The sequence below is a fragment of the Amycolatopsis sp. AA4 genome (assembly GCF_002796545.1).
Lineage (GTDB): Bacteria > Actinomycetota > Actinomycetes > Mycobacteriales > Pseudonocardiaceae > Amycolatopsis.
In genome coordinates this window covers 5,637,107-5,662,836 of the sequence record NZ_CP024894.1, presented here as the reverse complement: position 1 = coordinate 5,662,836, position 25,730 = coordinate 5,637,107, and the positions used below count along the sequence as shown (strand labels likewise).

General features: G+C 66.8%; 25 protein-coding genes. 17 read left to right on the top strand and 8 right to left on the bottom strand.

The genetic code is table 11. The features are described 5' to 3' along the window. The first annotated feature begins 2 nt into the window (after positions 1-2). From CU254_RS26200 to CU254_RS43245, 6 genes are all read left to right on the top strand, one after another. Entirely contained in the window at positions 3-725 is a 723-nt protein-coding gene (locus CU254_RS26200) for an ESX secretion-associated protein EspG (RefSeq protein WP_009080896.1), read from the top strand. 15 nt (positions 726-740) lie between these two features. Then, a complete protein-coding gene (locus tag CU254_RS26195) occupies positions 741-1,196 on the top strand; it encodes a YbaB/EbfC family nucleoid-associated protein (RefSeq protein WP_100266883.1) in 456 nt (151 codons plus the stop codon). Positions 1,197-1,201: 5 nt separating this feature from the next. Further along, positions 1,202-1,528, top strand: a complete 327-nt coding sequence (locus CU254_RS26190) for a YbaB/EbfC family nucleoid-associated protein (protein WP_037714889.1) — start codon at positions 1,202-1,204, stop codon at positions 1,526-1,528. Then, positions 1,525-1,893: a hypothetical protein gene (locus CU254_RS26185; protein WP_009080891.1), complete on the top strand. Its 369-nt coding sequence runs from the start codon at positions 1,525-1,527 to the stop codon at positions 1,891-1,893. The genes CU254_RS26190 and CU254_RS26185 overlap by 4 nt, the downstream gene beginning before the upstream one ends. Positions 1,894-2,003: 110 nt before the next feature. Further along, positions 2,004-2,678 carry a hypothetical protein gene (locus CU254_RS26180; protein WP_158688093.1) on the top strand — a complete coding sequence of 225 codons (675 nt, stop codon included), beginning with the start codon at positions 2,004-2,006 and terminating at the stop codon, positions 2,676-2,678. 24 nt (positions 2,679-2,702) lie between these two features. After that, a complete protein-coding gene (locus CU254_RS43245; RefSeq protein WP_009080888.1) occupies positions 2,703-2,957 on the top strand; it encodes a hypothetical protein in 255 nt (84 codons plus the stop codon). Between the two features lie 65 nt (positions 2,958-3,022). Here CU254_RS43245 and CU254_RS43240 read toward each other — a convergent pair whose 3' ends face one another. The 3 genes from CU254_RS43240 to CU254_RS26170 all read right to left on the bottom strand — a co-directional run bounded on the left by CU254_RS43240 (position 3,023) and on the right by CU254_RS26170 (position 5,978). Next, a complete protein-coding gene (locus tag CU254_RS43240; RefSeq protein WP_009080886.1) occupies positions 3,023-3,421 on the bottom strand; it encodes a hypothetical protein in 399 nt (132 codons plus the stop codon). A gap of 491 nt (positions 3,422-3,912) precedes the next feature. After that, positions 3,913-4,101 (bottom strand): hypothetical protein, encoded by a 189-nt coding sequence (locus CU254_RS26175; RefSeq protein WP_009080885.1) that lies wholly within the window; start codon positions 4,099-4,101, stop codon positions 3,913-3,915. Between the two features lie 671 nt (positions 4,102-4,772). After that, positions 4,773-5,978, bottom strand: coding sequence for an IS110 family transposase (locus CU254_RS26170; RefSeq protein ID WP_009080881.1), 1,206 nt, complete (start codon positions 5,976-5,978; stop codon positions 4,773-4,775). 347 nt (positions 5,979-6,325) lie between these two features. Between CU254_RS26170 and CU254_RS26165 the strand changes: the two genes are divergently transcribed. Further along, positions 6,326-7,201, top strand: a complete 876-nt coding sequence (locus CU254_RS26165) for a hypothetical protein (protein WP_009080880.1) — start codon at positions 6,326-6,328, stop codon at positions 7,199-7,201. Next, positions 7,201-8,985, top strand: a complete 1,785-nt coding sequence (locus CU254_RS26160) for a GMC family oxidoreductase N-terminal domain-containing protein (protein WP_009080878.1) — start codon at positions 7,201-7,203, stop codon at positions 8,983-8,985. The genes CU254_RS26165 and CU254_RS26160 overlap by 1 nt, the downstream gene beginning before the upstream one ends. A gap of 811 nt (positions 8,986-9,796) precedes the next feature. Here the strand turns inward: CU254_RS26160 and CU254_RS26155 are convergent. Continuing rightward, positions 9,797-10,396 (bottom strand): hypothetical protein, encoded by a 600-nt coding sequence (locus CU254_RS26155; RefSeq protein WP_009080875.1) that lies wholly within the window; start codon positions 10,394-10,396, stop codon positions 9,797-9,799. Positions 10,397-10,601: 205 nt separating this feature from the next. Here CU254_RS26155 and CU254_RS26150 point away from each other — a divergent pair, with 205 nt between their 5' ends. From CU254_RS26150 to CU254_RS26130, 5 genes are all read left to right on the top strand, one after another. Next, positions 10,602-10,868: a DUF2845 domain-containing protein gene (locus tag CU254_RS26150; protein ID WP_009080874.1), complete on the top strand. Its 267-nt coding sequence runs from the start codon at positions 10,602-10,604 to the stop codon at positions 10,866-10,868. An 888-nt stretch (positions 10,869-11,756) separates the two neighbouring features. After that, complete coding sequence (locus tag CU254_RS26145) at positions 11,757-13,181, top strand: MFS transporter (protein WP_078560890.1); 1,425 nt, start codon at positions 11,757-11,759, stop codon at positions 13,179-13,181. Positions 13,182-13,259: 78 nt separating this feature from the next. Then, positions 13,260-14,627, top strand: coding sequence for a glutathionylspermidine synthase family protein (locus tag CU254_RS26140; RefSeq protein ID WP_009080871.1), 1,368 nt, complete (start codon positions 13,260-13,262; stop codon positions 14,625-14,627). Between the two features lie 10 nt (positions 14,628-14,637). Continuing rightward, the gene (locus CU254_RS26135) at positions 14,638-15,861 is read left to right on the top strand and encodes an acetyl-CoA carboxylase biotin carboxylase subunit family protein (RefSeq protein WP_158688092.1); all 1,224 of its coding nucleotides are present in this window, start codon (positions 14,638-14,640) and stop codon (positions 15,859-15,861) included. A gap of 52 nt (positions 15,862-15,913) precedes the next feature. Further along, entirely contained in the window at positions 15,914-17,065 is a 1,152-nt protein-coding gene (locus CU254_RS26130; RefSeq protein ID WP_009080867.1) for a GNAT family N-acetyltransferase, read from the top strand. Positions 17,066-17,147: 82 nt separating this feature from the next. On the opposite strand, the gene CU254_RS26125 is transcribed toward CU254_RS26130, so the two are convergent. Genes CU254_RS26125 through CU254_RS26110 form a run of 4 tightly spaced genes read right to left on the bottom strand, consistent with a single transcriptional unit; the run spans position 17,148 to position 20,763 of the window. Continuing rightward, complete coding sequence (locus CU254_RS26125) at positions 17,148-18,704, bottom strand: AbgT family transporter (RefSeq protein ID WP_009080866.1); 1,557 nt, start codon at positions 18,702-18,704, stop codon at positions 17,148-17,150. Beyond that, on the bottom strand, positions 18,697-19,728 hold the full coding sequence (locus CU254_RS26120) for an MAB_1171c family putative transporter (RefSeq protein WP_009080865.1): 1,032 nt from the start codon (positions 19,726-19,728) through the stop codon (positions 18,697-18,699). The genes CU254_RS26125 and CU254_RS26120 overlap by 8 nt, the downstream gene beginning before the upstream one ends. Before the next feature lie 17 nt (positions 19,729-19,745). Then, on the bottom strand, positions 19,746-20,222 hold the full coding sequence (locus CU254_RS26115) for a hypothetical protein (RefSeq protein WP_050788283.1): 477 nt from the start codon (positions 20,220-20,222) through the stop codon (positions 19,746-19,748). Positions 20,223-20,274: 52 nt separating this feature from the next. After that, positions 20,275-20,763 carry a helix-turn-helix domain-containing protein gene (locus CU254_RS26110; RefSeq protein WP_009080861.1) on the bottom strand — a complete coding sequence of 163 codons (489 nt, stop codon included), beginning with the start codon at positions 20,761-20,763 and terminating at the stop codon, positions 20,275-20,277. 421 nt (positions 20,764-21,184) lie between these two features. On the opposite strand from CU254_RS26110, the gene CU254_RS26105 reads away from it, so the two are divergent. From CU254_RS26105 to CU254_RS26090, 4 genes are read left to right on the top strand one after another with little or no spacing between them, the layout of a single operon-like run. Then, complete coding sequence (locus CU254_RS26105; RefSeq protein WP_009080859.1) at positions 21,185-22,105, top strand: hypothetical protein; 921 nt, start codon at positions 21,185-21,187, stop codon at positions 22,103-22,105. A 5-nt stretch (positions 22,106-22,110) separates the two neighbouring features. Continuing rightward, positions 22,111-23,391, top strand: coding sequence for an NAD/NADP octopine/nopaline dehydrogenase family protein (locus CU254_RS26100; RefSeq protein WP_037714877.1), 1,281 nt, complete (start codon positions 22,111-22,113; stop codon positions 23,389-23,391). Continuing rightward, on the top strand, positions 23,381-24,667 hold the full coding sequence (locus tag CU254_RS26095) for an aspartate aminotransferase family protein (RefSeq protein WP_009080857.1): 1,287 nt from the start codon (positions 23,381-23,383) through the stop codon (positions 24,665-24,667). Before CU254_RS26100 ends, CU254_RS26095 begins: the two co-directional genes overlap by 11 nt. After that, on the top strand, positions 24,664-25,632 hold the full coding sequence (locus CU254_RS26090; RefSeq protein ID WP_009080855.1) for a TauD/TfdA family dioxygenase: 969 nt from the start codon (positions 24,664-24,666) through the stop codon (positions 25,630-25,632). The genes CU254_RS26095 and CU254_RS26090 overlap by 4 nt, the downstream gene beginning before the upstream one ends. The last annotated feature ends 98 nt before the right edge of the window (positions 25,633-25,730 follow it).

Genomic DNA, 25,730 nt, shown 5'->3' with positions numbered 1-25,730 from the left:
CGATGTGGTTTCCCGAGCCGGTCGGGTTCGCCGCGGCGGATCTCGCGGCATTGGTGACCGAGGTGACCGGCGCCGACCTGCATGTCGCGCTGGCACCGCAGGCGGAGTGGCACGACGCGGAGGCGCAGGCGGACGTCGACCGGCGTGTCGCGGCGCTGAAGGCCCGGTACGACGGCGCGGCGTCCAGCGTGGACGAACCGGAGCTGGCCGACGTGGCCGAGTTGTTGAGCCGGCCGCCGCACGCCTGTTACGGCTGGTTCAGCGACGGCAGCCGGCATTTGTCGGCGTTGGCCGCCGGGTCGTCGTGGTTCGGGTTGATCGCGGTCCGGGACGGCGGCGAGGTCTGGGTGCGGACGTTCCGGCGCGAGCGGTTGAGCGCGATGCTGGCGGACGTGCTGCCGCACGAGCACGTGCGGTCGAACGCGCAGCCGATCACGGTGCTGCGCAGCGAGCTGGTCGAAGCCCGCGACACCGGTGTCGCCCGCGACAGCGCGGTGCGGAGGGCCGAGCGGGTCATCGCCAGGCCGCCGCTTGTGAGCGCCGAGCTCTACGCCGAGCAACGTGACCGCAGCGGGCGTCGCCGCAGCGAGGTCCCGCTGCGGGTCTACGACACCGACAGCGGGCGATGGGCGTTGCAGATCAGCAAGCACTACGACGACGAGCGGTGGGACCTCACGCCGGCGACCGCCTCGCGCGTGGCCGACCTTCTCGACGGCCTCCACTGACTACAGGACTCCATGATGACCGTGGACATACTGAAGGCGTTCGGCATCGGCAACGGCCACGACGTCGCCGCCCGGCAGCGGCGTCTCGCGGACCTCGACGCCGAGTTCGCCGGGCAACGGTTCCGCGGCGTGTCCCGCGACAGCAGCGTGACCGCCACTGTCGACGGCCGCGGGGAGATCGTCGAGATTGTGGTCCGCGACGACGCGCTGCGGTCGCCGCATCCGGAACTGGTCGGCCCGGCTGTCGTCGAGGCCGTCAACCGGGCTCGCGCGGCGGCCGGGCAGCACGCGCGCGCGGCGGTGTCGGCAGTGCTCCATCCCGACGCGCCTCCGCCGGCAGCGCCGCCGGAACCGGCGGCCCCGCCTGCCTTCGCTCCGGCGGCCGCGACCGCGCCGCCGCCCCCGGCGCGCAGGGGACGTGCCGACGACGAGGACTTCGGCGACTACGACTTTCTGGCTCTCGAGGAGTGACGTCCATGCCCGGGTACAACGAGCTTTACGCCCTCACACAGGAAATCGAAGCGAATCTGCACCGGGCCGAGGCAATCGCCTCGGCCGCCGCCGGGGCGGCGATCAACCGCCGGATCCCCGGCGGCGCGGGGGCGGTCACGGTGACGGGGCGGGGCACGCTCGTGTCGGTGACCATCGACCCGCACGGCCTCTCCTCGGCCAACGGCCGCGCGCTCGGTGCCCAGATCGCACAGACCATCCGCGAGGCCGAGGCCCAAGCGCGTGCGCACGTCGAGCAGACACTGCAGAACGCATCCGCGGCCGGCCAGGCCGCCAGGAGGGGGAACGCATGACCGGCAAGGGATTCGAAGTCGTCCCGCAAGCGCTCCGCGGAGCGCAGACCGCGTTCGTCGACGCGGCGGAACGCCACCTGCAGCTCGTCGGACAGGATCTCCCGGACTTCCGGATGAGCGAGCAGGACCTCGGCATCCTCGGGCACCTGGCCGGAATCGTCCCCGAGTACAACGCGGCGGTCGACCAGATCATGCGCAAGGTCGCCGCCAGCAGCGACAGCCTCACCGCGGCGGCCCACAGCCTCGACACCGCCGCGAAGGCCTACGAGGCGCAGGACGAGGAGTACTACAAGAAGTTCGGCTGGCTGGCCGGCAAAGCCGACAACAGCGGCGTCTACCAGCCCGAGCAGAAAGGCGGCCGCTGATGACGAACCCGCACGGGAGGTCGTTCCCGGACCCGACGGGCGGCACATCGCCGTCCTGGCCGAACCCGTTCCCGGACGCCCCCGCCCCGGCTCCTCCCAAACCGAACCCGGTGCCGAACATCTCCAGCATCCCGTACCCAGACGACGCCGACCGGAAAATCCGGGAAGCGGCGCAGAAAGTCAATCATCCGGACGTCATCCAGATGCTCGACAAGATCAAGAACGACCTGTTCGGGAACGCGGAGAAAATAAACCTCATCGCGCAGGCCTGGGCGAAGAACACCGCCCTGGTCGACTCGCGGCTGGGCATCCAGTACGCGACCCAAACCCTCTCCGCGTACTGGTCCGGTCCCGCGTTCAGCCAGTACTCCGCGTACTCCGCCGACGCGACCAGCGCGCTCGACACCGATCAATCCGCCCTGGCGGCCATGGGCACGGCGCTCGGCGGCTGCGTCTCCATCGTGTACAACACCTACGCGGCCGTAATCAGGCTGATCGGGAACACGGCAGCTGATATCGTCAACGCCGGTGTGAGCGTGGGAATCGCTCTGATCCCGGGTTTCGGGGAGTTGGAGCTGTCCAACGCCATTCAGGCGATCACCGACCTACTCACCAATTTCGTGAAGAACTGCACGGACTTGCTGTCCAGTGCTGTCGAGCAATTCGGCCAGTACAAAAGCGCCAGCGTCGGGTTCACAGCAAGCGCAACCGGATTCAATCAGCTGACCCCGCTGCCCGACCAGATCGGGAACCCGGGAAGCTGGCACGTCAACCCGGCAAACTAGCCGAGCGAAACGGAAGCAGAGGACATGGACATCTTCTGGTGGGCGGTCATCATCATCGCTGTCCTTTCCATGTTCATGCTGTGCGTCGGGCTGGCTGTCGTCGTTCCGGTGAGAAATTCGTTGCGACGGCGTCAGGCACAAAACAGATACCACGTTGATCCCGGCGGTGCCGGGAATCCCATGTACGGCCGCCGTCCGCCGGCTCCGCAGCAACCGCTCGGTCAGCCGGGGCCGCCTTACGCGCAGCAATGGCCGCCGACCGGGCCCGGGCGACGATAAAAGTGTCCGGTGCGCCTGCCATGGGTTGGACGCAGCTGTCTGATTCCGCGCCGGACCTGCCCGTGCTAGGGCTGGTCGACCATGTGCTTGCAATCGATGCAGGTCGTATGGCGCATGATCTTGTTCGCTCGGTCGCGCCCGTAAAAGGGGTAGCATGGTGTGCCGCAGGCTGAGATGAACGCCAACCCTTGCCGAACGGGCCGTGTGCCCGTCCAATGTGCTACCCGGGCAACTTGTTGATCCGCCAATGTCGCCATTTCCGGCATCCAGCCGCTTGAGGGAACGACGATGCGCTGGGTGCGGGATTTCAGGCAGTTGCCGAGGTCGACGAGGGCATCACCCAGCTCCATTGCCGGCCACGCCGTCAGCAAATCATCAGATTCCGCTATGTACGCTGAAATCTTTTCTTCAAGATCGCGTACGATTAACGTGATCTCGGACAGCTTGTTTTTTGCGTATACCACGCTTCTGCATCTTTCTTCGACTTAAGCGCTGGCTAGGTTTCGTGGATCCGGCGTGGGACGGTCGGGGAGTTCGGCGGGGGTCCCGCGGCGGCTACCGTGCACGTCTGCTGGCGGGAAGGCACGCTGACCGGGAATGCGACACGGCAGCGTCGATCGTTCTGGCGTAAACCCAGGGTTGTCGCTCGTCGTCCATGCAGGTGCTCCGTAGGCGCGGTTCCGGCGACAGAGAGGAGTCCGGAGGGCTCCTGAGCCGTCGCTCCCCAGCCAACCGAATACGCATCCGCGCGACCACCGCGCTGGCACCGCATTTCCACCGCATTTGCGAGGTTCGGCTGGTTCAAGGACGTGGTGGTCCGAGCCGGCTGCGCCCGCAGCACCGCTGCGCGGAACCACGGACGCGGTCCTGTGGCGAATCTTGTCCGCGCAGCACCGCAATTCGTCTCGGCCTGGCCCGTCGACAGCTGAACTCGTTGACAGCTGGGCGGCGGCGGTCACTGGCCGGGCAGGGTCTTGAGCCGGTCGCCGAGGTCGAGCTGGATGGTGGTGCGCATGTCCTCGTCCGGGGTGCCGGAGTGGACTCTGATCTCGGACCCGGCCAGGTCGTAGTCGTGGCCGGATAAAGGGAACCAGCAGGGCAGGTCGCGGCGGTCGAGGTCGGCTAGGTAGGCGTCGGCGGCCACGATGTCCTGCAGGTTGTCGTCTTCGGGGTCGGGTCGCCGTAGGCAGTCACCTGGTGCGGGAGGGCGAGGCGTTTGTGCAGTCCGACGTCGAGGATTCTTCTCAGCCGGACGACCGGGTCTACTTCGACGCCCCGGTAGGGTTCGTAGCCGTAGGTGGCGTCGACCTTGAAGCGACCGGTGCCGGGGTGGCCCCTGCGGCCCGGTGATCCACATGCCCTGCACCAGCCAGCCCGCTGGCAGGCTGAACTCGCTCTGCTCTGCCCGGCCCGGTCCTCCATCGACTCCGGGGCCGTTGCCTCGCGCACCTGGAGGAGCGCCACGTGGCCGCCTTTGCCGGGGCTGTTGTAGCTGTCCATGACGTTGCCATCCAGGCTGATGAACTCTGCTTTCGGAGCCAGATTCCGATCGCAGGACTGCTTGGCGGGCAGCGTCGCGGGTACGGTTTCGCGACGGCGGCGAGTGCGGCGCGCCGCTGTTCGAAACGCGGTTGGTATTCCTTGAGCATCTGTTTCATCGCCTGTTCCGTCTGGCGTTTCTGCGTTTCGCTGTCGTCGCCGCTCTCGCATCCCGACAGCAGCAGCGTGACCACGACAGCGATCGCAGCGAAGGACCGCGCTGGTATCCGCGTCGATGGCCCTCCTTCGGTGCGGGGGGGTGTCCTTATGTGGTTGTCAAGCCGCTGCAGGGGCGCTCGCGGGTTCGGGGTGTCGGTAGTGGGTGTTGTTGCGGAGCATGGCGTGGAGGACGTCGCAGCGTCGTCGGGCCAGGCAGATGAGGGCGGCGTTGTGTTTCTTGCCCTCGGCTCTCTTTTTGTCGTAGTAGTGCCTGCTGGTGGGGTCGGACAGGGCGGCGAAGGCGGCGAGGAAGAACGCGCGTTTGAGTTTGCGGTTGCCGGTGCGGGCGGGGTGCTCGCCTTTGATGCTGGTGCCGGAAGCTCGGGTGACCGGGGCGATCCCGGCGTAGGCCGCGAGATGCGCCGAGGACGCGAACCCGGAGGCGTCGCCGATCTCGAGCAGGATGCGCGCGCTGGTCCTGACTCCGATGCCGGGCATCGACGTCAGGACCCCGGCAAGAGGGTGCGCATCGAGTATCCCCTCGACTTGTCCGGCGACGGCTTTGCGTTGCTGGAGCACGGTTTTCAGGCTGTCGGCGAGCCGGGGCAGGACGGTGTCGGCGGCTGTGGTGCCGGGGACGGTGACGGTCTGCTCGTCCAGCGCGGTCATGATCGCCGCGACGAGGTTGTCGCCCATGCGGGGCGCGTGCGCGATGGCGATCGCGGTGAGTTTGCGGCGTCCGGCTTTGCGGATTCCGGCGGGCCCGCCGCAGCGGGAGAGGATCTCCAGCACCGCCGGGTGAGCGATTTTCGGGCCGATGGCGCGTTCGAGTGCGGGGTGGATGCCGGTGAGCAGGCCGCGGACGCGGTTGGACAGACGGGTCGCTTCGGCGGCGAGGTCGTCGTCGAACCCGACCAGCACGTCGAGTTCGGCCAGGGCGTCGTCGCCGAGGTCGACCTGGCGCAGGGTGTGCGGGAGCGAGCGGGCGGCGTCGGCGATGACGAACGCGTCGCGGGCGTCGGTTTTCGCCCGGCCGGGGTAGAGATCGGCGATGCGGCGCATCGCCAGGCCGGGCAGGTAGGCCACCTGGTGCCCGGCTGCGCGGGCGATCGCGACCGGCAGGGCTCCGATGGTGGCGGGCTGGTCGACCACGACCAGCAGCCGCCCGTGGCCGGCGAGTTTGTCGAACAACGCCCGCAGTTTCGGTTCGCTGTTGGGCAGCGGAGCGTCGTGCAGCCGCTTGCCGTCCGGGTCCAGCCCCACCGCGTGATGCTCGCCCTTGCCCACGTCCAAGCCCAGAAAAACCCTGATACCGCTGGTCATCCACCATGCCCTTCGCCGTGGTGCGGGTGGGTCGCCCGGTCGAGCATCGAGCGCCGGCACCCACGTTACGAGGAGACCTGCCCAGCGGCGGCCGTGTCCTTATCAGCGGTCGGTCGATGCCACCAGGCCCGGTGACACCACCCCCCGGATCATCACTTCGACTGGGGGACACAGTCATGCCGGACCTGGCGACCACAGCTCCTTGATCAGGAACTACGAAAACGGTAACGGGGGCTATGGGCAAATGCCCAACGAACTAGGCCGAACGGAGTAAGAACTGCCAATGCCGGGGGCCGGTCCGGCGGGAATGCTGGGCGGGCCCATCGCCCCGTCGCCGTGGAGGTGCCGTGAAGCCGGAGTCCGACCGTCGAACATTCCTCGCCCGCATCGGGCTGCTCGGCGCCGCCGTGGCCGCCGGGGGGCTGCTGGCCCCGGCGGGCGGCCGGGCGCAGACCCTGGACGACGTCGTCGCCGGGCTGCGGCCGGTGCTGGGCGAGCTGGCCAGGGACACCCTCAACGGGCTCGTCGTGATGACGTGCCCGGGGCCGGACGCCTACTCGAAGGCCCAGGGCACGCCGCGCGGAGAGCCGGGAGCCCTGGAAGCGAGGGCGACCGACTTCATGATCACGTCGCTGGACCACTTCGTCCCCTTCCCCGACCAGCTCGGCGCCGCGCTCGCGCAGGGCTTGGCCGCCGGCCTGGACGGCAGCGGCGTCGTCCTGCCCGGTTCCCTGGCCGGCCTGCCGCTCGGCTCGGTGCGGACCCTGGACGACGCGCTCACGACGCTGCTCGGCAACAACGCGACCCTCCCGCTGTCGTCGGTGGTGGCGTTGCTGCTGAACCTGGTCGCGACACAGGCGAACCCGGCGTCGGTCAACGGGCTGTTCCTCTCGCCGTTCGCCCGGCTGTCGTTCGCCGACAAGTGCCGGGCGTTCGAACTGCTCGAAGGCCCCGATCCGGACCTGCTGTCCACTTTGGACTCGAAGGCACCGGCTCCGTTCACCGAGACCCTGTCGGGCGTGCTGCGGTTCCTGGCCGGCGCGCTGTTCGAGGTCTCCGCCTACGGCAGCTACGGCGAGTGGGGCGTCTACGACGCGAAGGCCAAGACGATCACCCGGCGGCCCGTCGGCTGGGAGCTTTCCGGGTACCAGCCCGACGGCGTCGTGCACGGGTGGGACGAATTCAAGGGCTACTACCAGGGCCGGAAGAAGGTGGCGAACTGATGCGCGACGTGATCGTGGTCGGCGCGGGCGGCGGCGGACCGGTGGTCGCCAAGGAACTCGCGGCGAAAGGCCTCGACGTGCTCCTCCTCGAGGCGGGTCCCCGGCACGCCGACCTCGCCGAGGAGTGGACGCACTACGAGAACGACGCCAACAACCCGCTGACCGGGTTCCTGCGCTTCGGCCCCGCCGACCGGTCCAAGCCGGCGTGGTACCGGGAGACACCGCAGAATTCCTTTCTGTGGCAGCTTTCCGGCGTCGGCGGCACCACGCAGCACTACTTCGGCAACTCGCCGCGCGCGTTCCCGGGCTCGTTCGCCGGCTACACCGGGGCGGACGCTGGGGCCTACGACACCGAGCACCGGTTCCCGTTCAGCTACTCGGAACTCGTGCCCTACTACGAGTGGGTCGAAGCCACCCTCCCGGTGCAGACGGCCGCGATGGGAACCAAGGAAGAGGTCTTCTTCCGCGGCTGCGAAAACCTCGGGCTGCCGGTGCAGACCGGCAAGACGACGACGCGGAACTCCTACCGGCCGCAGGAGAACGCGATCCTGCAGCCCGGCGGTTTCGCCGGCAAGGTCACCGGGCTCGAGAACGAGCCGCGGCTGTTCTACCCGCAGTCCACCGGCTGCACCTTCTGCGGGTACTGCATCCTCGGCTGCAGCCACCCCGCCAAGGCTCCCCGGAACCAGACCGCGAAGCGCTCCACCGACAACAGCTACGTGCCGATGGCGTTGACCGCGGACCGCTGGGCCGCGGGCGGGCGAGCGGTCGAGCTGATCACCGACGCGTTCGTCACCCAGGTGCACACCGAACAGCGCAACGGGAAGACGACCGCGACCGGTGTCACGTGGGGGGCCGGCGCGACCGGGGAACAGCACCGGGAGGACGCGAAGGTCGTCGTGCTGGCCGGCGGGTGCACGGAGAATCCGCGGCTGTGGCTCAACAGCGGCCTGCCCAACCCCAACGACTGGGTCGGCCGCGGCTACACCGACCACTACTTCGACTGGGTCTTCGCCACCTTCGACGAGTACACCGGCACGAGCAAGGGCACCGGCTCGTCGGCCCGCTCGGACTGGCCCGGCCGCGGCGGCGTGATGAACGTCGGCATCCCGCCCGCGCTGCTGTCCTTCACGATGGCGATGTCCGACAGCGGGGTTCGCGGCCAGTACACCAACGGCCGCGGCTTCACCGGCACCTGGGACGGTCCGGCGGGCCGGTTGATGGGCAACGAGCTCAAAGACATGATGATGCACGGCATCGACCGGATGTTCGCGATGCTGATCATGACCGACGACCACGTCGAGGCACAGAACCGCGCGTCCCTGTCGGCGATGCCGGCCGACGAGCACGGGTCGGTCGCGAAGGTCGAGATGCACCAGCGCAAGCGCAGTGCGCGCACCGTCGAGAACCGGGAATTCCTGGTGCGCCGCGCCGTCGAGATCGCCCGGGCCGCCGGTGCCAAGAACGTGTACCGGATGGATTGGGCCCCGATCATCCTGCACGTCCAGTCCAGCATGCGGATGGGGCTGTCCGAAGAGGATTCCGTCCTCGACGCGAACGGGCACGCCCGGTGGGTCGACGGCCTCTACATCGCCGACAACTCGGCGCTGTCCAACGGAACGAGCGGCGCCAACCCGACCCTGACCATGCAGGCGGTGTCGACCCGCACGGCGGAGAAGATCTTCACCGACCGCTTCGGCGGCGACCCGTGGGTGCGCTCCGGCGCACCGGTCGTCTCGACGGACGCCCGCATCACCCGGAGGCTGGCCGAACTCGGCCTGTAGAGCCTGCTCTGGCATCCGCAGGAATCGCCCTGCCGCTTCGGTGGGGAGCCGCCTCGACCGTCGGGGCGGCTCTCCGGCCTAAAACGCCCGGTCACCGCCAACGCCGCTCAAATAGCCGCATCTCGGCAGACGAGTGTGCCGGGTGCCAGAACATCCGGACCAGTTTCGAGCGCGAGACCGCGAACGTTGCTGTCGAGTTCGCAGGCGGGTCCGCCACGGCCGTCGAAAATGCCGCGGCGGAGGGCGGTGCGGCCGACAAGGGAAGCTGCCAACCTGGTTCTCCGGCTGTCCCCGATCTCATCGGAAGGGCTGCCGCCGAGGACCTGCAGCGCGGCCGGCCCCTCGGTTGGGTTCCCGGACGAGGTCACACCGGCGCGGATGCCGCGGTACGCGCCCAGAAACTGCGACGTTCGGTTTCACCGACGAGATCGCGTTGCGTGCCGAGGTCGACCGCGGCGGCGCGATAGACCTCGGGAGTCGCGCTGGTCGGTTCGACGACGTCGAAGACGGGCGGTTCAGCATCCCAGGGCTCGATCTCCGCTCCGCATCGCCTGGCGGTGCGCGCGACCTCCTGAGCGCAGGGCAGTTTTCGAGGAAACCGGTGCCGCGCCGGGGCAAGCGCCGCGGGGGTCGTCAGCGTGCGGTCGTCGAAACGCTGGCTGTACCGTGTGCGCGGATGACTGGCTGTCGCGGTGGGGCGCTGCAGGTCAGGTCCATTGGCGATGGGCCCATCGCCAGGAGGCGGAGTGCAGGTATTCGTCCAACGACGTCGGCGGCCGGTGCAGGATCCGCCTCGGGGCCTCGCCGCAGTTCAGTTCTGTTTCCCGCTGACGCGAGCGGACGGAGACGAGAGCGATGTCGCATGCGAGGTTGCGGACGGTTCTGCTCGGAGGACCGTTGATTCGTTGCGATCGGTGTGCGGGGAAAGCCGCACTGCCATCAGAAGTTCGGTCGCTTCGACCACGATCTGGCCCGCTCCGGTGGCCTCGACGACCACGCCCGGGCACAGGCGCGCCGCTACGTCCTCGACCGGTTCGCGGTGGCAGGTCGCGCCGAGCGACCGGACCGCTTCGGGTTTCGGGCCGTCGGTGATCCGGTCGAGGACGTGCGCGTCGAGACCGCGCTGGAGGCCGAGCACCAGCCGGTCGTTTCCCGGAGGCGCCCAGCCGTAGGCGCCGCGCACGATCTTTTTGGCGGTCCCGAACACTCCCCGGGCCAGGCCGCGGACCAGCAGCTCGCCCTGCGCGGGGGCCAGGTCGGGTGCCTCGGAGACCTCGAGCGTGTTCGAGTGTCGCGGCTCGAGGTCAACGCGCGCACAGCGGTTTCCTTCCTCCGGAGTCTCGTTCGGGGCGGGATTACCCGTTCTGGCTCCGTCGAAGCCTGGTCGGTCCGCAGCAGGCGGAGGCGCCATCGCCGGGCCGGCGGTTGTCAGCGATGTGCGCCTGGCCGGTCAAAACGGCAGGAAGTCCCGCCGGCCGGAGCGTCGTCCGCGGTGTCTGCCCGCTTGGCTCGGCTCCGAACGCCCCGTTCGTGCCGGGTTCGGGACCGGTCCCGCAGGCGAACTCTACGCTCGGATTCTCGTGGGCAGATCCGGTCGCTTAGGCAGGTAGCCGCCGATGCTGTGGCCATTCAGACGACGCACCCCGGTGAAGGTCGGCATGAGCAAGGCCGAGGTGCTCAGCCTGCTGGGTGCACCCCTTGATTCCACGACTCGCGAGGAGGTCGCCGGAGCCGCCCCATACGCCGCGGTACGCCTGCGCGGCCAGACTCCCCCGCATTACGAGTACTGGCTGTATGTGGGGATGCCCTCGGGGTACGACACGCAGGTGACATTCACCAACGGCTTGGTGTCCCAGGTGACCACGCCCCGTTCCGCTTCCTGACGGCGAGCGGCTCACCCCGGTACCGGCGGAGAAGCAGGCGAGCCCGGCCCCTCCTTGCAGCCATCACGCGAGTTCCGTTCTGACGCGGTCCGCTGCCGAGGCCACCGCGCCACTCCAACTTCGCCTGCAACGCACTGCCACGGCTGACAACCGCAGTCTCGACCACGGTGTTGCCGAACTCGTCGTCGCGGGCGGCAAGGCGCCCAGTGCCGCGTGGATCGGCCCGGCAGACGACGCGGATTCCGACCGGCTCGCACCGGAGGCAGCGAATGAGGTCACGCAGTGAACGCAACGAATATCGTGGCGCTCGTCGTGGCGCTGGGCGGATGGATCCTGGCACGCAACGGACAGTTCACGTCAAGGATCCGATTTCAACTGGCAGTTGCGTCTTGGGATCGATGCACTTATAGTCGCTACCGGGTGCTCCGCAACGCTTCGGCCGACGAGCCGCATCGTCTCCGCGTCGCATACAGCTGTGCGCGGCCGACGTTCGGACATTCATTACGCAGTCATCCCGTGCAAGTCCGATCTCGCTCGTCAGAGACCAGGCTGGGAATGGTGCGATCACGAGGTGGTCGCACCATTCGTTCTGCTGTTCGGCGGGCGCAGCCGTCCCGCCCGATGCCTTAAGGAGTAAACCGGTGCAGGAAACCGGGCCCAAGCCGTGCAGGCGGTTAATACTTCGGTGTGCGGTCAGCTCAACGAGGTCGAGCTCGAGGTGTGCGAGGCGAGCCCGTCGGCGGATGATCCGTTGTGGTGAACTGCCCGGCCGTGGGCCGCTGAGCGGTCGTGACGCCTCGTACGGTGCCGCAAGCTGACCCGTTCGGCTGCCGGGAGGGAGGACCGCGCGTCGGCCTGCTGAACGGATGACGTTGTCCACGAATCGAAATGGGCGTGAAGGATTCGCTGCTGTCGGCCGCGATGCGCCGCTACCGGTGCGAACTGTGTCGAACAGACCGGGGCGGTGACCCTGCCACCTTCTCAGCATGGGGTATGACGATGTTCGGTAACTCGGCACCAGTCCGGGAAGATCTGCGGAGACGATTGACCTCGCAGCTGAAGCAGACGCTTTTCTCGGACAGTCCGGTGGCCAGGGCTCTGACGATCGCCACGATCTGCGGAGCCTTGGCGAGTGGACTTTTCTTCACGGTCAGTGCGCTCTTTTTCACTCGGGTGGTCGGACTGCAAGCCGCCACGGTGGCTCTCGGCCTGACAATTGCCGGTGCTTTGGGCGTGCTCTGCACTCCGCTCAGCGGATATGCCGCTGACCGAGTGAACCCGCATCTACTGATCGTTCTGGGCACGGCAGGGCAGGGGCTGGCCTATTTGGCCTACGTAGCGGCTTCCGGGACGACCTCGTTCATCGTCACCGCATGTTGCGTGGTCGCCTGCCGCTCGATACAAAGCACTGCGCGGCTGGCCCTTGTCGCACAGACTTTCGTCGGGCCTGAGCGAGTTTCACTCCGGGCCAGGTTTCGCTCGCTCGACAACGTCTTCATCGGAATCGGGACGCTTGTCGCAGGCTTTGCGCTTCTGTCCGATACACCGGCCGCGTACCGCGTTACCATGATCTTCCCGGGGATTTTCTTCCTGCTGGCCTGCCTTCCGCTGATAGTCCTGGCTCGTCGCTTGCCTCCTACCGCCCGGAACGAGAACGCGGGCGGCGCGGACACGCCAACTTCCGGGCTCCCTTCCGGATCCGTCTTGCGCGACAAGACATACCTCGCCGTGACTGCGCTCAACGCGGTGATGGCCATGCAGTTCGGTATGCAGGCTGTAGGCGTTCCGCTCTGGATCACCACTCGGACTCATGCGCCGCCGGTGGTCATTTCGGTGCTGCTCATCATGAACACTGTTCTCATCGCACTGTTGCAAGTGCGTGCATCCCGGAGATCTGACGACATCGCCTTTGCGGGCCGGTTGGTCCTTCGTGCCGGCATCCTGCTCGCGGCCTCCTGTGTACTGTATGCGCTGTCCGGTCACGTCGTCGCAGTGGTCGCGACAGCACTTCTGCTGGTGGCCGGATTGGCGCAGACCGGTGCGGAAATGTTCTCCGAAGCGGGCAGTTGGGGCTTGGCATTCGAACTCGCCGACCCAAGCCGAGCCGGGGCATACCAGGGTGCCAGCCAAACCGGGTTCGCGCTCGGCACCATGCTGGGGCCGTACGTGGTGACTGCGACCGCGGTGGAACACGGCACGATGGGCTGGGCCGCGGTGGGTGGGCTTTTCCTTGCGGCTGGCGTCGCGACCTGTCTCGTCGCGCGAAGTGCGGCGGCTCGGCAACGATTGGTCGGCGTGGCGGAGACCGGATGACCAGCAAACGCCCTATTGCCCACGCAGTTCCCGGAGGCGTGCCTCGTTGCCCGCTGCTCACTGTTTCGAGAGGTGCATGTGCGTAATCAGCTCACAGCTCGTTTCCTGAATTCGCCCGCAGCGCGATCAATTCTGTCGACGCCAGAGGTGGACTCTGAGGCTTCGCAGCTGCTCCGCAGTGCTTTCGGCCCGGAATTCTTGACTCGGCCGCTGTTTCTGGAGCGGCAGGAGACGGAACAGATCCGGTCAGCCCTCAATGTCATTGCCGATGTCTTGTTCTCCCTGCCGGAGCGGATGTGCGACGGCGATCTCCGGCGATTCGCGGGCTTGGTCGGGATCCGCGAGGACCAAGCAGATCTGCTCGGGGAAGGGATACAGGAGCCGCCGGTCCGGTACGGGCGAGCGGATCTGTACTTCGACGGCGACCGCTTCCGGACGTTGGAGTTCAACCTCGGGAGCCCGGTCGGAGGGCTGCAGGTCGCCAGCATCAGTCGCGCATTGTATGGCAGTAACGAGCACATGCGGGATTTCGTCCAGTCCGAAGCGCTTGAGCTCGAGGATCCGCTTCCGGCGCTGGCTGCGATGCTTCGCGCCTTCGCCGCAGACCACGGACGGGACCCGGTCGTCGCGGTCATGGACGGACCAGCCAGTTATGCGGCAACCGAACCGCATCTCGCGGGCATCGCCCGCGGGTTGCGGGGACAGGGCATCGAGGCGTTCGCCTGCTCTACCGCAGACGTCCGGGACACCGGCACCTCGCTGCGAGCCGCCGGGCGGCATTTCTCGCTCGTGTACCGGTTCTTCACGCTCAACGAGATGACCGATTCGGTGGCCGCGTCCGAGCACGCGGCTCAGCTTCTCGGTGCTTTTCGGACCTACGGCGTGCCGGTGTTCACACCGTTGAGCGGAGTCCTTTTCAGCAACAAGACCGTCTTGGCGATGCTGCACAGCAAGCGGCTGCTCGGCTCCCTTTCGGCTGCCGAATCCGAGGCTGTGAGGGAGGTGCTCCCGTGGACCCATGTGCTCGCGGACGAGGAAGTCGAGGTGCGGGGAGCGCAAGAGAACTTGCTTGAGTACGCACGGCAGCACCGCGATTCTCTCGTGATCAAGCCCTCGGACGGGCTTGGCGGGCAAGGTGTCGTTCTCGGGAACCAGGTCAGCTCTCCGGAATGGGAAGCCGCGCTTCGGGAGGGCGTCGTCCACGAGCATGTCCTGCAGGAAAGGATTGCCCCGCCTGTTGAGCAGTTTGTCGCACCGGAACCCGGGGCGGCCACGTCCTGGGTCCCTCTTTGGGGAGCGTTCCTGATCGGCCGCGAATACGCGGGCACGATGGTCCGGGCTGCCAGGGCTTCAGAATCAGGCGTGATCGCCCTGTCCCGCGGCGCTCAAGTCGGATGCGTCTATCGCCAGACGGGCCATTGTGGCAACGCCGACTATGCGGCTTGACGAGGAAAAGATGACGGAAACCATTCCGCAGCCTGTTCGAGACGTCCTGATAGTGAACCGCCGCCGCCTCGAGCTCGTCGAGCGCGTACTCGACGACCGTCGCCTGCGGGCGGCAGTGATCACCGAGCCGGATTGCGCGGAGCTCTACTGCGGTATCGACGACGTGATTCACGTTTCAAATGTGCAGAACCTGGACGAGGTGCGCGTGGCCGCGCTCGAACTCTGGGACCGTCGCAAGTTCGACGCGGTGCTCGCCCCGGGAGAAACATCGATCCCGGCGGCTGGCTATCTCCGTTCGTACTTCGGACTTCCCGGCATCTCCTTCGAGGTCGCTCACGCGTTCTGCGACAAGAGCGCGATGAAGGCGCGGCTGCGGCGCGGAGGCATCCCAGTGGCCGGCAGCACGCTGGTCTACCGGGCATCCGCACTGCCCGCGACGATCGCTGCCCATGGTTTTCCAGCGGTGGTCAAACCATCGTGGTGCGATGGAGCTGCTGACGTGCATGTCATCGCGAACGAGTTCGACGCGGCGGCGATCGCGTTGCCCGACGGGCCGCTTTCGGTTGCCTCCGAGCCGCCCTTCCTCGTCGAGGACTACGTGCCGTTCGACGAGGAGTACCATTGTGACGGATTGGTCCAGGACGGACGAGTGGTTTTCACCGCGGTCGCGAAGTACCTGACCCCGCCGCTGCGCTCCATCGGCAAAGTCTTCGGTTCCTGCACGCTTCCTCACGAGGATCCGGACGCGGCGGCGCTGCGACGGCTGCACGCCGACGTCGTGAAGGTCATGGGACTACGCGACTCGGTCACCCATCTCGAGGTGTTCCGCAGCCCGGACGGTTTCGTCGTTGGCGAGATTGCCTGCCGTCCGGGCGGCGGCGGGGTCCCTCACATGCTCAGGACCGCCTATGGTTTCGACACCTGGGACCACTACACCGCGGCCTCCTTGAACGAAAAGCGCAACTGGTATCCGAGAGCGACCGGCAAGGTGCATGCCTGGGTCATGTTCCCGGTGGAACCGGGCGTGGTGAAACGGGTACCCGATGTCGCGGCGTTTGAGGAGTGGCCCGAGATCGACGATTTTCAGCTGAAGATCGCAGCGGGGGACAAGTTCGCGAGCAAGCGCTATTCAACTACGGGGTCGGCAATCGCTTATTGCACGGTTCCGTCCGCCGCGGACCTCACTGCTCTGGTCGCCAGGCTGCAGGACGAGTTCGTCATCGAGTACGAGTGAACGCGGCGGAAACTGACTGGCATATTCACAGCGGACTGCGAGGGTGCGAGAGATGGCGAGAATAAGCACGACGGACTCGATCGCGCAGGTGGACGAGTCCCGGATCCAGCGGCTCACCGTCGGCAGGTCCTTCTACGTCAGCCAGCCATGGCTTCTGTCGGTCGAACGCCTTCGCGGCGATCAGGTTCGCTACCTGATGAGCGAGGACGACGACGGTTCCCTCCTGGGCCTGCTGCCCGTTTACGACCAGAAGCCGGTCGCGCGAGGCGGTCCCTACGACGTGCACCGTCGGTTCCTGGGAGCTTCCGGGGGATTGTTTCGGGACGAGGATTGGTCTCCTGCTCTCGTGCTCGGACAGAACTCCGCGTTCTCCGCGGAGTTTCTGCTTGCGAACGATCTGCCTGCCGATGCGGAGAAAAACGTTCTGCTGGAGCTTCTCGGCGGGGCGGAATCTGTGCGACGCGAAACGGCCTCGCCCAGTGTCGCCGCGTTGTACCTGAATGAGAACGGCAGCAGGCAGCTTGCCGGCCTCGACCGGTACGAGCCGTCGATTCTGTGTGGTGTGGACTGTGAAATAGCGGTTGCCTGGAATTCCTGGGACGACTACCTTCGGCACCTGGGGAAGCGGGCTACTGTGGTTCGCCGGGAGCGAAGCACGTTCGAAGCCGCGGGCTACACCGTGACCGTGGAGCCGCTCAGCGGGTGCCTGGATGCCTCGCTTGTCCTGTTTTCCAACCTCCAGCGGAAGTACGGCGACAGTTCGCCGATCGAGGCGCGCGCCCGTTATCTGCAGATACTCGTGGATGAAGTCGATTCATACAGTCGCCTGTTCGTGATGAGAAGAGGTGAAGTGGTACTGGGCGTGTGTCTGGCATTCGAATGGGAGAAAGCGCTCTACATTCGCCAGTTCGGTCTTGACTACGACGCAGCGGTGAACGCTTTCGAATATTTCAACGTGACAATCTACGAGCCGGTTCGATATGCTGTCGAACATGGCCTGGACCGGATTCATTTCGGCCGGAGCACCTATACCGGCCGGATGCTCCGGGGCGCCGCTGCCAGACCTCTGGCTGGGGTGAGTGTTTCGGCGGTAGCCGGCGTGCCCGGCGACGACCAGAGCTTCCGGCAGTGGAATGCCGGACGCTTGCGGGCAGTCCGGTCCGGGAGCCACGCTCAGATCACCGAGACCTTCCGCGGGGAGTGACGGACTTCGTCGAGCAGATCCGGTCGTCGCCTCCGGGGACAGGAGCCGACGACCGGATCGGTGTCGTTACCGCCGCCCGACCTCACGCACCGGGGCCGAACGGGATGCCCAGCAGGTACCACGCGATGAAGAAGGCGATCCACACGGTCCAGACGGTCCCTGCGAGCGGGACCGTGAACGAGGCCAACGTGCCGATGCCCGCCGATTTGCGGTAAGTCTGGATGAACCTCAACGCCATGGCAAAGTAGGGGCTCATCGGCGTGACGCAGTTGGTCGCTGAGTCGGCTACCCGGTAAATGGCCTGGGTAGCCTCCGGGGCTATCCCGATAAGCATGAGCATCGGCACGAAGATCGGTGCGACGAGCGACCACAGCGCCGACCCGCTGGTGATGAGCAAGTTCAGCACTGTGATCAGGACGGCGACGCCCACGAGCACGAGCCAGCCCTGCGTCCGGAGGCCCCGCAGCGCCTCGGCACCGCTGACCGCGAGAATGTCGCCGATGTTCGTCCACTTGAAATAGGCCAGGAACTGGGAGATCGCGAAGAACAGCACCAGCGTCGGTGCCAGCGAACGGACTCCGTCGGTCATCGCTGCGACGACGTCCCGTGCGCCGGCGAACGTTCCTGCGATGGTGCCGTGGACCACGCCGAGCACGGCGAAGAACAAACCCAGCGCAGGGGCCATCCCCGTGAACAGCGGCGAGTTCACCACTCCTCCGCCGGAGCCGCGCAGCGGAGACCCGGAGGGAACCATCGCCACGACCAGGCCCGCGACGAATACGACGGCGACTATGCCGGTGACACGCAGCGCGCGGCGTTCGCGCGCGGGCGGCGCGATCTCCTCGAGGTCTCCGGCGCTGGGCTCGTCGACCTCCAGATCCGGCCGTCGCGCCAGGACGGCTTCCACGACCACGGTGATGGTCACTGCGACCAGCACCGACGAAGCGAGACCGAAGAAGTAGTTCGCCACCGGGGTGACGATGTGATGCGGGTCCACCGTCTGCGCCGCCGCGGTGGTGATGCCGGAGAGCAGGGCATCGGTGGTGGTCAGCGACGGGGACGCGTCGTAGCCTGCCGAGATGGAGACGAAAGCCACCACGCAGCCCAGGACGGGGCTGCGATTTGCGGCCCGGAAAGCCATCGCGCCGATGGGAATGAGAGTCACGTAGGCCGCGTCTCCTGCGATGTGGCCGACCATCGCGGTCAGTGACAGCGCGAAGGTCAGCCACCGTCCCGAGACCTTGGCCACCATTCGACGCAGGAGCGCCGTGACGAATCCGCTGCGATCGGCCACCGAGATGCCGAGCATCACCACGATGATCGTCGGCAGCGGCGGGAAGTTCGCCAAGTTTTTGACCGCGCCGTCGAGCATAACCGCGAGGCCGTCCGTGCTGAGCAGGTTCCGGACCGCGATGGTTTTTCCCGTCGATTCCTGGACCGCGCTGAATCCCGCCGCTGCCAGCACAGCACTGAGCACGATGACCCCGACGGCCAGGAGCCAGAACAGCCAGAACGGATCCGGGAGTTTGTTCCCGACGCGTTCAATGGCCGCGAAGGAACGGAACGCGGCGCGCGAAACAGCGCGTCGTGGTCCGACGGTCTTCACGTGAACATCCTTAAGGCGGGTGGTTTCAGGCAATCCGGGACTGGCGCGACATCCGGACCAGCCACTGCACTTCGTCGGCCAGATCGGTGCGGCCGGACGCCCGAGGTTCCTCCTCCGCGCCGAGGACGAGCCGTCCGTCGTTGATTTCGACGACCCGGCGGCAGAGGTGGTAGCCGATTTCCCGGAAGCGGAGGCGGTCCGCCAGCCGAGAGGTCGGCGGATCGAGCGCGATGAAGGGGACGCGTTCGTAAAGATCGCGCCACAGCGGGTAAAGCGCTTGATAGCTGCGGTAGTCGCGCAGCCACGTCGAGGCAGCCGAGAGCTTCGATTCCCACGACGGCAGGGTCAATCCGATGATCAGCAGCGGAACGCCGGCACCGATGCACAGCGGCGTGACGAACTCGATGTCGGGAAGGTCCACGTGAAGATAAAGAGCAGTCACCCCGATCAGGCGATGGGCACAGTAGAGCAGGTAGACGGTCGCTCCGACGGCGGTGATCCTCAGCCCTCGGCGCAGCCAGGCACCCGGTGCCACACGGGCGTAGCGCAAGCACAGGAGCAGGATCTCGAGCAGTCCGGCAGCGAAGGCGACGGTGTAGAGCACCAGGTAGACGGCGACCTCGGGCTGTCCCATGTTGTCCAGCAGGTAGTTTCCTGATCGGCTGGAGACGACGTGCTCCGCGGCCAGCCACAGGCTGACCAAGGTGCCGGCCATCACCGCGGAGACGGCGAGCCAGACGATCGCGCGCCGGCGGGCCTGCTTCGGCGGGTAGGTCCAGTAGCTCAGTGCCACGAGCATTCCTGTGCTGCAGGCGACGCCGCCAAAGACGTGCACGCCGAGCGCGGTGAGGTCAGGGATGCCGGTCAGCTGGTCGACGATCGCGGCGATGCCAGGGGCCGCGAGGGTCAGCGAAGCGGTCTTGGCCCCGAACGCCGCGGTCAGCATCAGCAGCGCGCGGTCCTGCCGGTTGGCGCGCAGGCCAATCGCCAGGTGGACGCACGCCGCCAGGCAGCTCACGGCGCAGGCCAAGAACGTCCAGTTCTCGATGTCGTCCAACGCATATCCCCTTCGCGTCAGATCCTGCGCAAGGACTTCGAGATCCGGGCGAGCACGTCGGCTTCGGCCGAGGGAAGCTCGCCGGGCGGGCCGGGATCACTGCGGCCGAGCCGCTCCAGCAAGATCGTCGCGACGATCTCCGCCTCTTGCTCGTCGCTGTCGGCGTACCCGCCGCGGCCCAGCATCCGGCGGACAAGGGCCGGGTCGAGATCGGGAAACAGCAGCTTGGCCGCCTGGTCCGTCATCGCGTCGGTGCTGATGTGCCCGCAGAGCATGTGGGAGAACTCGTGGGCGATGATGTGGTTGCGGTGCTGAACCCCGGCTGTCGCTTCGTAGACGACCAAGTCGGCTTCGTCGGTTTCGAGCCACAAGCCGCTCAGGCCGGATCCGTGCATGTCGAGCGGAACGAGCCGGATCGGTCGATTCCGGTCTGAGCTGACCTTGTCGCGCAAGGTCAGGACATCGCAGGGATCCGGCAGGCGGAGCGAATTCACCAGCGTACGGGCCTGACGGCGCAGCCTGCGAAAATCGCGCGGCCGCCGCGGTTCACTTCTGTCCCGTCGGATCATCTCCGGCCTCCTCGTCGACTGGGGGGAGGCCTTGGAGCTTCCGTACCTGGTCGAGAACGGAAGTGACGGCTTCGAGGTTCTCGCTCGAGAGCCCGATGGCCCGCATGGCGATGCCCCGGATGCCGGCGTCGCGCATCCCTTCGAGCATTTCCAGCTGCTCGGCGATCCGGTCGGATTCGTCGCGGTCGAGGAAGTAGCCGGGCGTGACGCCGAAGTACTCCGCGAGTGCCACCAGCAGTTCTGGCGAGGGGTTGACCCGCTTGCCCGCGCGCAACGCTGACAAATAGGCACCGCTCACCCGGAGACCGGGGTGCCGCTCACGTATTTCTTCGGCGACCGCATTGTTCGTCAGCTTCTTCCCTGCGGTGCGATTCATCCGGAACAGCTGGTCGAGCCGCTCGCTCAGGACCGGCGCCTGATCCTCCGCTGGGGTGCCCGGGTTCTGTGTGTCGCCTTCGCCAGGCACTCTCTACCTCCTGCTGCGTCGGGACCGTCCAGGCCCGTGCCTCCATCGTGCAGGCAACGGACAGTTCACGTCAAGACGGAAAATCAACTGACAGTTGCATTGCGATCCGTCTCGTGCTTATAGTCGCTCAGGGCGCTCGACGAGACCGCCGTCCATGGCCACACGGACGGAGAAGTCAAGCGGACGACCCAGCCGAAAGGGGAGGTTCGGTATGACAGTGCAGCTCGCGTCCCGCTGCGGAGAATCCGCCGGAACACCGTCGCGCCCTTGACAGAAAGCGGTGCCGGAGCTGTTCGCCGAGGGGGCGCAGCTCCGGCACCGGCCCGCATCGCCCGATTCTGATCGTCAGTCATGCCTGGGGAAGTGCTCCCCGGGTGTCTTCGTGCGCAAAAAATCTCACCGCCTCACAAAGGATTGAGTCATGCTGGAAACAGGGCCGACCGCCCGGATCGCACTCGACGACGCCGAATGCGCGCTGGTTGCGAACATCGTGCACAAGGTGGGTGAAAACTGCCCCGGCCAGACGGAATACCGTTACCTGAGTTTCTTGCGGGACTATGCGGGCACTCTGCTCGACCGGATCCGCGAATTCCGTGATTCAGTCGTGGGCCAGCCAGTTCTCGTGACGGGTCTGCCGCAGTTCGACGACGTCGAGCGCAGCAAGATCCTCGCGCTGCTGATCGGCCAGTCGGTCGGAAACTGCGTTGCCTACAGCGACTACAACGGATCCTATATCACTGACATCCGGCCGACCGAGCTGTCCAAAGAAAAGAGCGCGGGCACCGATCTGCTGGCCATGCACAACGACCTCGCCTGGGCGAGCGACGTCTGCCGGCCGAGGACTCTGGTCCTGGTCCCGCATGTCGCGGAAGGAGCCGTGCCGCGTACCTTGCTCGCGCCTGCCGCCGAAGTCGTGGAACGGCTCGGTGCCGACGTCGCCGATATCCTGCGTTCGCCGGTTTTCGAAGCCCGCTCCGGCTCGTCGCTTGGCTGGAAATACGAACGCGTTCGCACAATGGCGCTGCTAGCGGACATCGATGGCAAAACTGTAGTCCGGCTCAATTTCTCCGCCTTCACGCCTGCGGCTCATTTGGACGCCGAGCAGCGTGCGGCCGCCGGCGCGGCGCACCAGCAGTTGCACGAAGCCGCCCTGGCCGTCGGCCGGATTCGCGGGCACGCCGTGCGCAAGGGCGAGGCACTGATCATCCCGAACGACTACTGCCTCCACGGACGCGACCCGATCGACTCGGGGGCATGCCAGAGGCTCTTGCTGCGTTCGTACGTCGTGCCCGACAGCGTCGTGGAACACCACGGCCGCACGATGATCTCGCTCGAGCACTGAGCGAGATGCCGGACATCGTCGTGATCGGCGGCGGGCACGTCGGCCTGACCCTGCTCACCGATCTCGTATCCACGCAGAAATCCCACGGCTTCCGGCCCACGCTGCTGTTCGTGCGGAGAGGCTCCGGCCAGCGGGTGTTCGGCTCGCTCACCCGGACCAATCTCCTGGACGGCAGGCAGGACTCGGTCGAACTGCGGGCTGGGCATTTCGGTTCGCTCTACGGCGAAGATGCCGACGTCCTCCTCGATCGGGCCGAGCACATCGTCGTCACCGTGCCGGACATCCCGGCGCTGCGACTGGAGTTGATGGATCGCATCGCCGGGCTCGGCCGCCTGGCGGGCAAGGTGATCACGTTCGTCCGCGCCGGACAGGGCGGGCAGCCCGTGGTCGCCGACTGGGTGCGCCGTACGCCGCAGCTGCGAAACGCGTCGGTTGTCCTGGTCGAGGACGCGTTCTACGGTACTCGTGTCTCGGGCGCGCACATCGCGTACAAACGCAAGTTTTCAGTGAACGTGTCCGTGTACTCGAGGACTCCGGAGAGCGCGGCGGAGCGGGTACGGGCGCTGTTCCCGCTCGGCGCGGAGATTGGCAAGCAGTCATGGCCGGATGTCGCGGTGCGGCCGGGCATCGGACTGCTTTTCGATCCGCTCGGCTATATCATCCACGTCGGAGTGGCGTTCCACAGCCGGAACCTGGTCAAGACCCGCGCCGGCCGTCGGTACCTGCACTACACCGACGGGATCGACCGGGAGCTGGCTCCGCTGCTGGCGGCGCTCGACCAAGAGCGCGTCGATCTGGCGCGTGCCTACGGGGTGAAGACGGAGACGTTTCCGCGCATCATTGAACGCCAGTACGGGCTGCCCCATCGGTCCGACTTCTACGAAATGATGCAGTCGTGCCGGGAAATCTACCGGTCGACCTCGTGCGCGTCCTTGGCTGAGTTGCGGCAGTCGCGGCTGGTGCGCGAAGACCTGCCGGGACTGAGGACGATTCGCTGGCTCGCGGACGTCGCAGGCGTGACACTGCCGGTCACCGAGCGATACGAGACGGAGGTGGCCCGGACCGCCCTCGACCTCGGCGTCGCCCAAGCCGACCTGGACGGATATCTCCCGCAATTGGCGGAAATCCGTGCGGATATGCCTTTCCTGCGCTCGCTTCTGGTGTCGCCGCACGCGCTTCAAGTGGTCGGCGGCGACGGCACCTCCGCGAACGTCCTTCGGCGGCTGCCCTGGTCTTGCATGCCTGGCCCGCTGGTCCACGAAGAAAGGATGCTGAGTGCTGGATGACGCGCTGGAAGCGGCATACGCGCGCTATGCGCTGAAACGGCCGGAGAGCGCGAGGTTGCATGCTGGTGCGGCCGCGTATCTGCCGTCCGGGACCACGCGGTCCGTGCTTGACTTCGCACCGTTCCCGTTCGCCGTCGCCTCCGCGACGGGCTGTCGGCTGACGGATGTCGACGGGCACGAGTACCTCGACTACCTGGGCGACTACAGCGTCGGGCTTGCCGGCCACAACCCGGCAGAGGTGCGCGAGGCGATCGAGACCGTACTCGCGGGCGGGTGGTCGTTCGGCGCGGTGGCTCCCGAGGAAGCCCAGGTGGCCCGCTTGCTGTGCGAGCGGTACCCGTCGATGGACCTCGTACGTTTCACGAGTTCGGGCACCGAGGCCAATCTGGTGGCGGTGTCGCTGGCCGCCAAGGCGTCGGGACACGCCGCGGTGCTGGCGTTCGACGGCGGATACCACGGCGGTTTCTTGAGCTTCAGCCGCGACGGGGAATCGCTCAACGTCCCCTTCGAGTCCGTGGTGTGCGACTACAACGACCTCGAATCAGTAGCGACGGCCTTCGAGTCTCGCCAGGGGCGGTTCGCCTGTGTGCTGGTCGAGCCGATGCTCGGCTCAGGCGGCCGGATCCCGGGAGACCCGGCTTTCCTGCGCGGGGTGCGGAACTTGTGCGACGAGTACGGTGTCCCGCTTGTTTTCGACGAGGTGCAGACGTCCCGGACGGCGCTCGGCGGCGCGCAGGCCGTGCTGGGGATCACGCCGGACCTGACCACCGCCGGGAAGTACCTCGGCGGCGGATTCGGCTTCGGCGTCGTCGGAGGCAGGAACGGGATCATGCGCATGCTCGATCGCGCGAACGAACCCCACTTCGACCACTCGGGAACGTTCAACAACAACCGGTTCAGCATGGCCGCGGCCTTGGCCATGCTGAACGAAGTGCTCACCGCCGAACGTCTCGACGAGCTGTTCCACCGAGGTGAACGGTTGCGCAAACAGGCTAACGAACTGTTGCGCACCAAGGGGTTCCAAGCCACCGGCTGGGGCTCGCTGATCAGCATCCACCCGGTCGACCGGGCGGTCAGCCGCGCCGCGGACCTCGCCGGTGCCGACCGGCGCCGGGTGCGGCTGCTCTTCCACGAGCTGATCGAGCGTGGCGTGTACATCGGCAAGTCCGGCTTCGTGACGTTGTCGCTGGCCCAGGACGACCTGACCGACGAGACCTTTTTGACCGCTCTGGAGGGCGCGCTGAGCGCCCACGACGACTACGGACGGATTTCATGACCACTGCTGGCATGCTCGACTCGATCACCTTCCGGGACGGCTTCCCCGCGATGGCCTGCCGGCAGGGGAACTCGGCAAACCCGGTCGAAAGCCTCGCGAGCCTGACCGCGGAGCAGCGGGCCATCACCCGGGAACTACTCGACACAACAGGTTCGGTGCTGTTTCGCGGCTTCGAAGTCCGCACCGTCGACGACTTCGAACGCGTTGCCAAGGGCCTGCTGGGCGAACTCGCGCCGTATCGGGGCGGCGACTCGCCTCGGCAGGCGGAGAAGGGCTTCGTCTACAACGCAGCGGGACCGAGTCCGTCCCGGTTGCTTCGCGCGCACAACGAGCTCTCCTACGCGCCTTGGCACCCGACGACGCTCTGTTTCGGCTGCGGCAGGCCAGCGGACGAAGGCGGCGCGACCACGATCATCGACGGGCACCGGGTGTATCTGGCTCTGCCGGAGGAAATCCGGGAAGCTTTCCGCACCAAGGGCGTCACCTATATCCAGCACCTGCCGAATGAGAGCGGTGACCCGAGCGGGATCAAATCCTGGCCCGAGACGTTCGAGACCGGAGCGCGGGACGAGGTCATGACGCTGTGCGAGGCGAATTACACCTCCGCCGAGTGGACTGAAACCGGCTTGCTCACCACGAATCGCACGCCGGGAACGTTGCCGGTCGGCTCTGACGGCAGGGAGGCGTGGTTCAATCAAGCGCACATTTGGCGCAAGGACGAGAGCGTCACCCCGGACGTCACGAACATGGACCTCTGGCGGACGCGGTTCGGGTACGGCGCGATCTTCGGCGACGGCACAGAGATCCCGGCCTCGTATGCCGACGTGGTCAGCCGGACGCTGATCGACTGCACGGTACCGGTGAACTGGGAGACCGGCGACGTGCTGCTGGTGGACAATCGGGCCGTGATGCACGGTCGGCTGCCGTTCTCCGGTCTGCGGGAGGTGTTCGTGGCGTTCGCCTGACATCTCTGTTCCGGCAGCAAGGCCTCCGCCGACGGCGGACGTTCGGGCTGGACGCGCAGCATGCCGATCAGAATGTCGCGTTCCTGGCATTCGGCCGC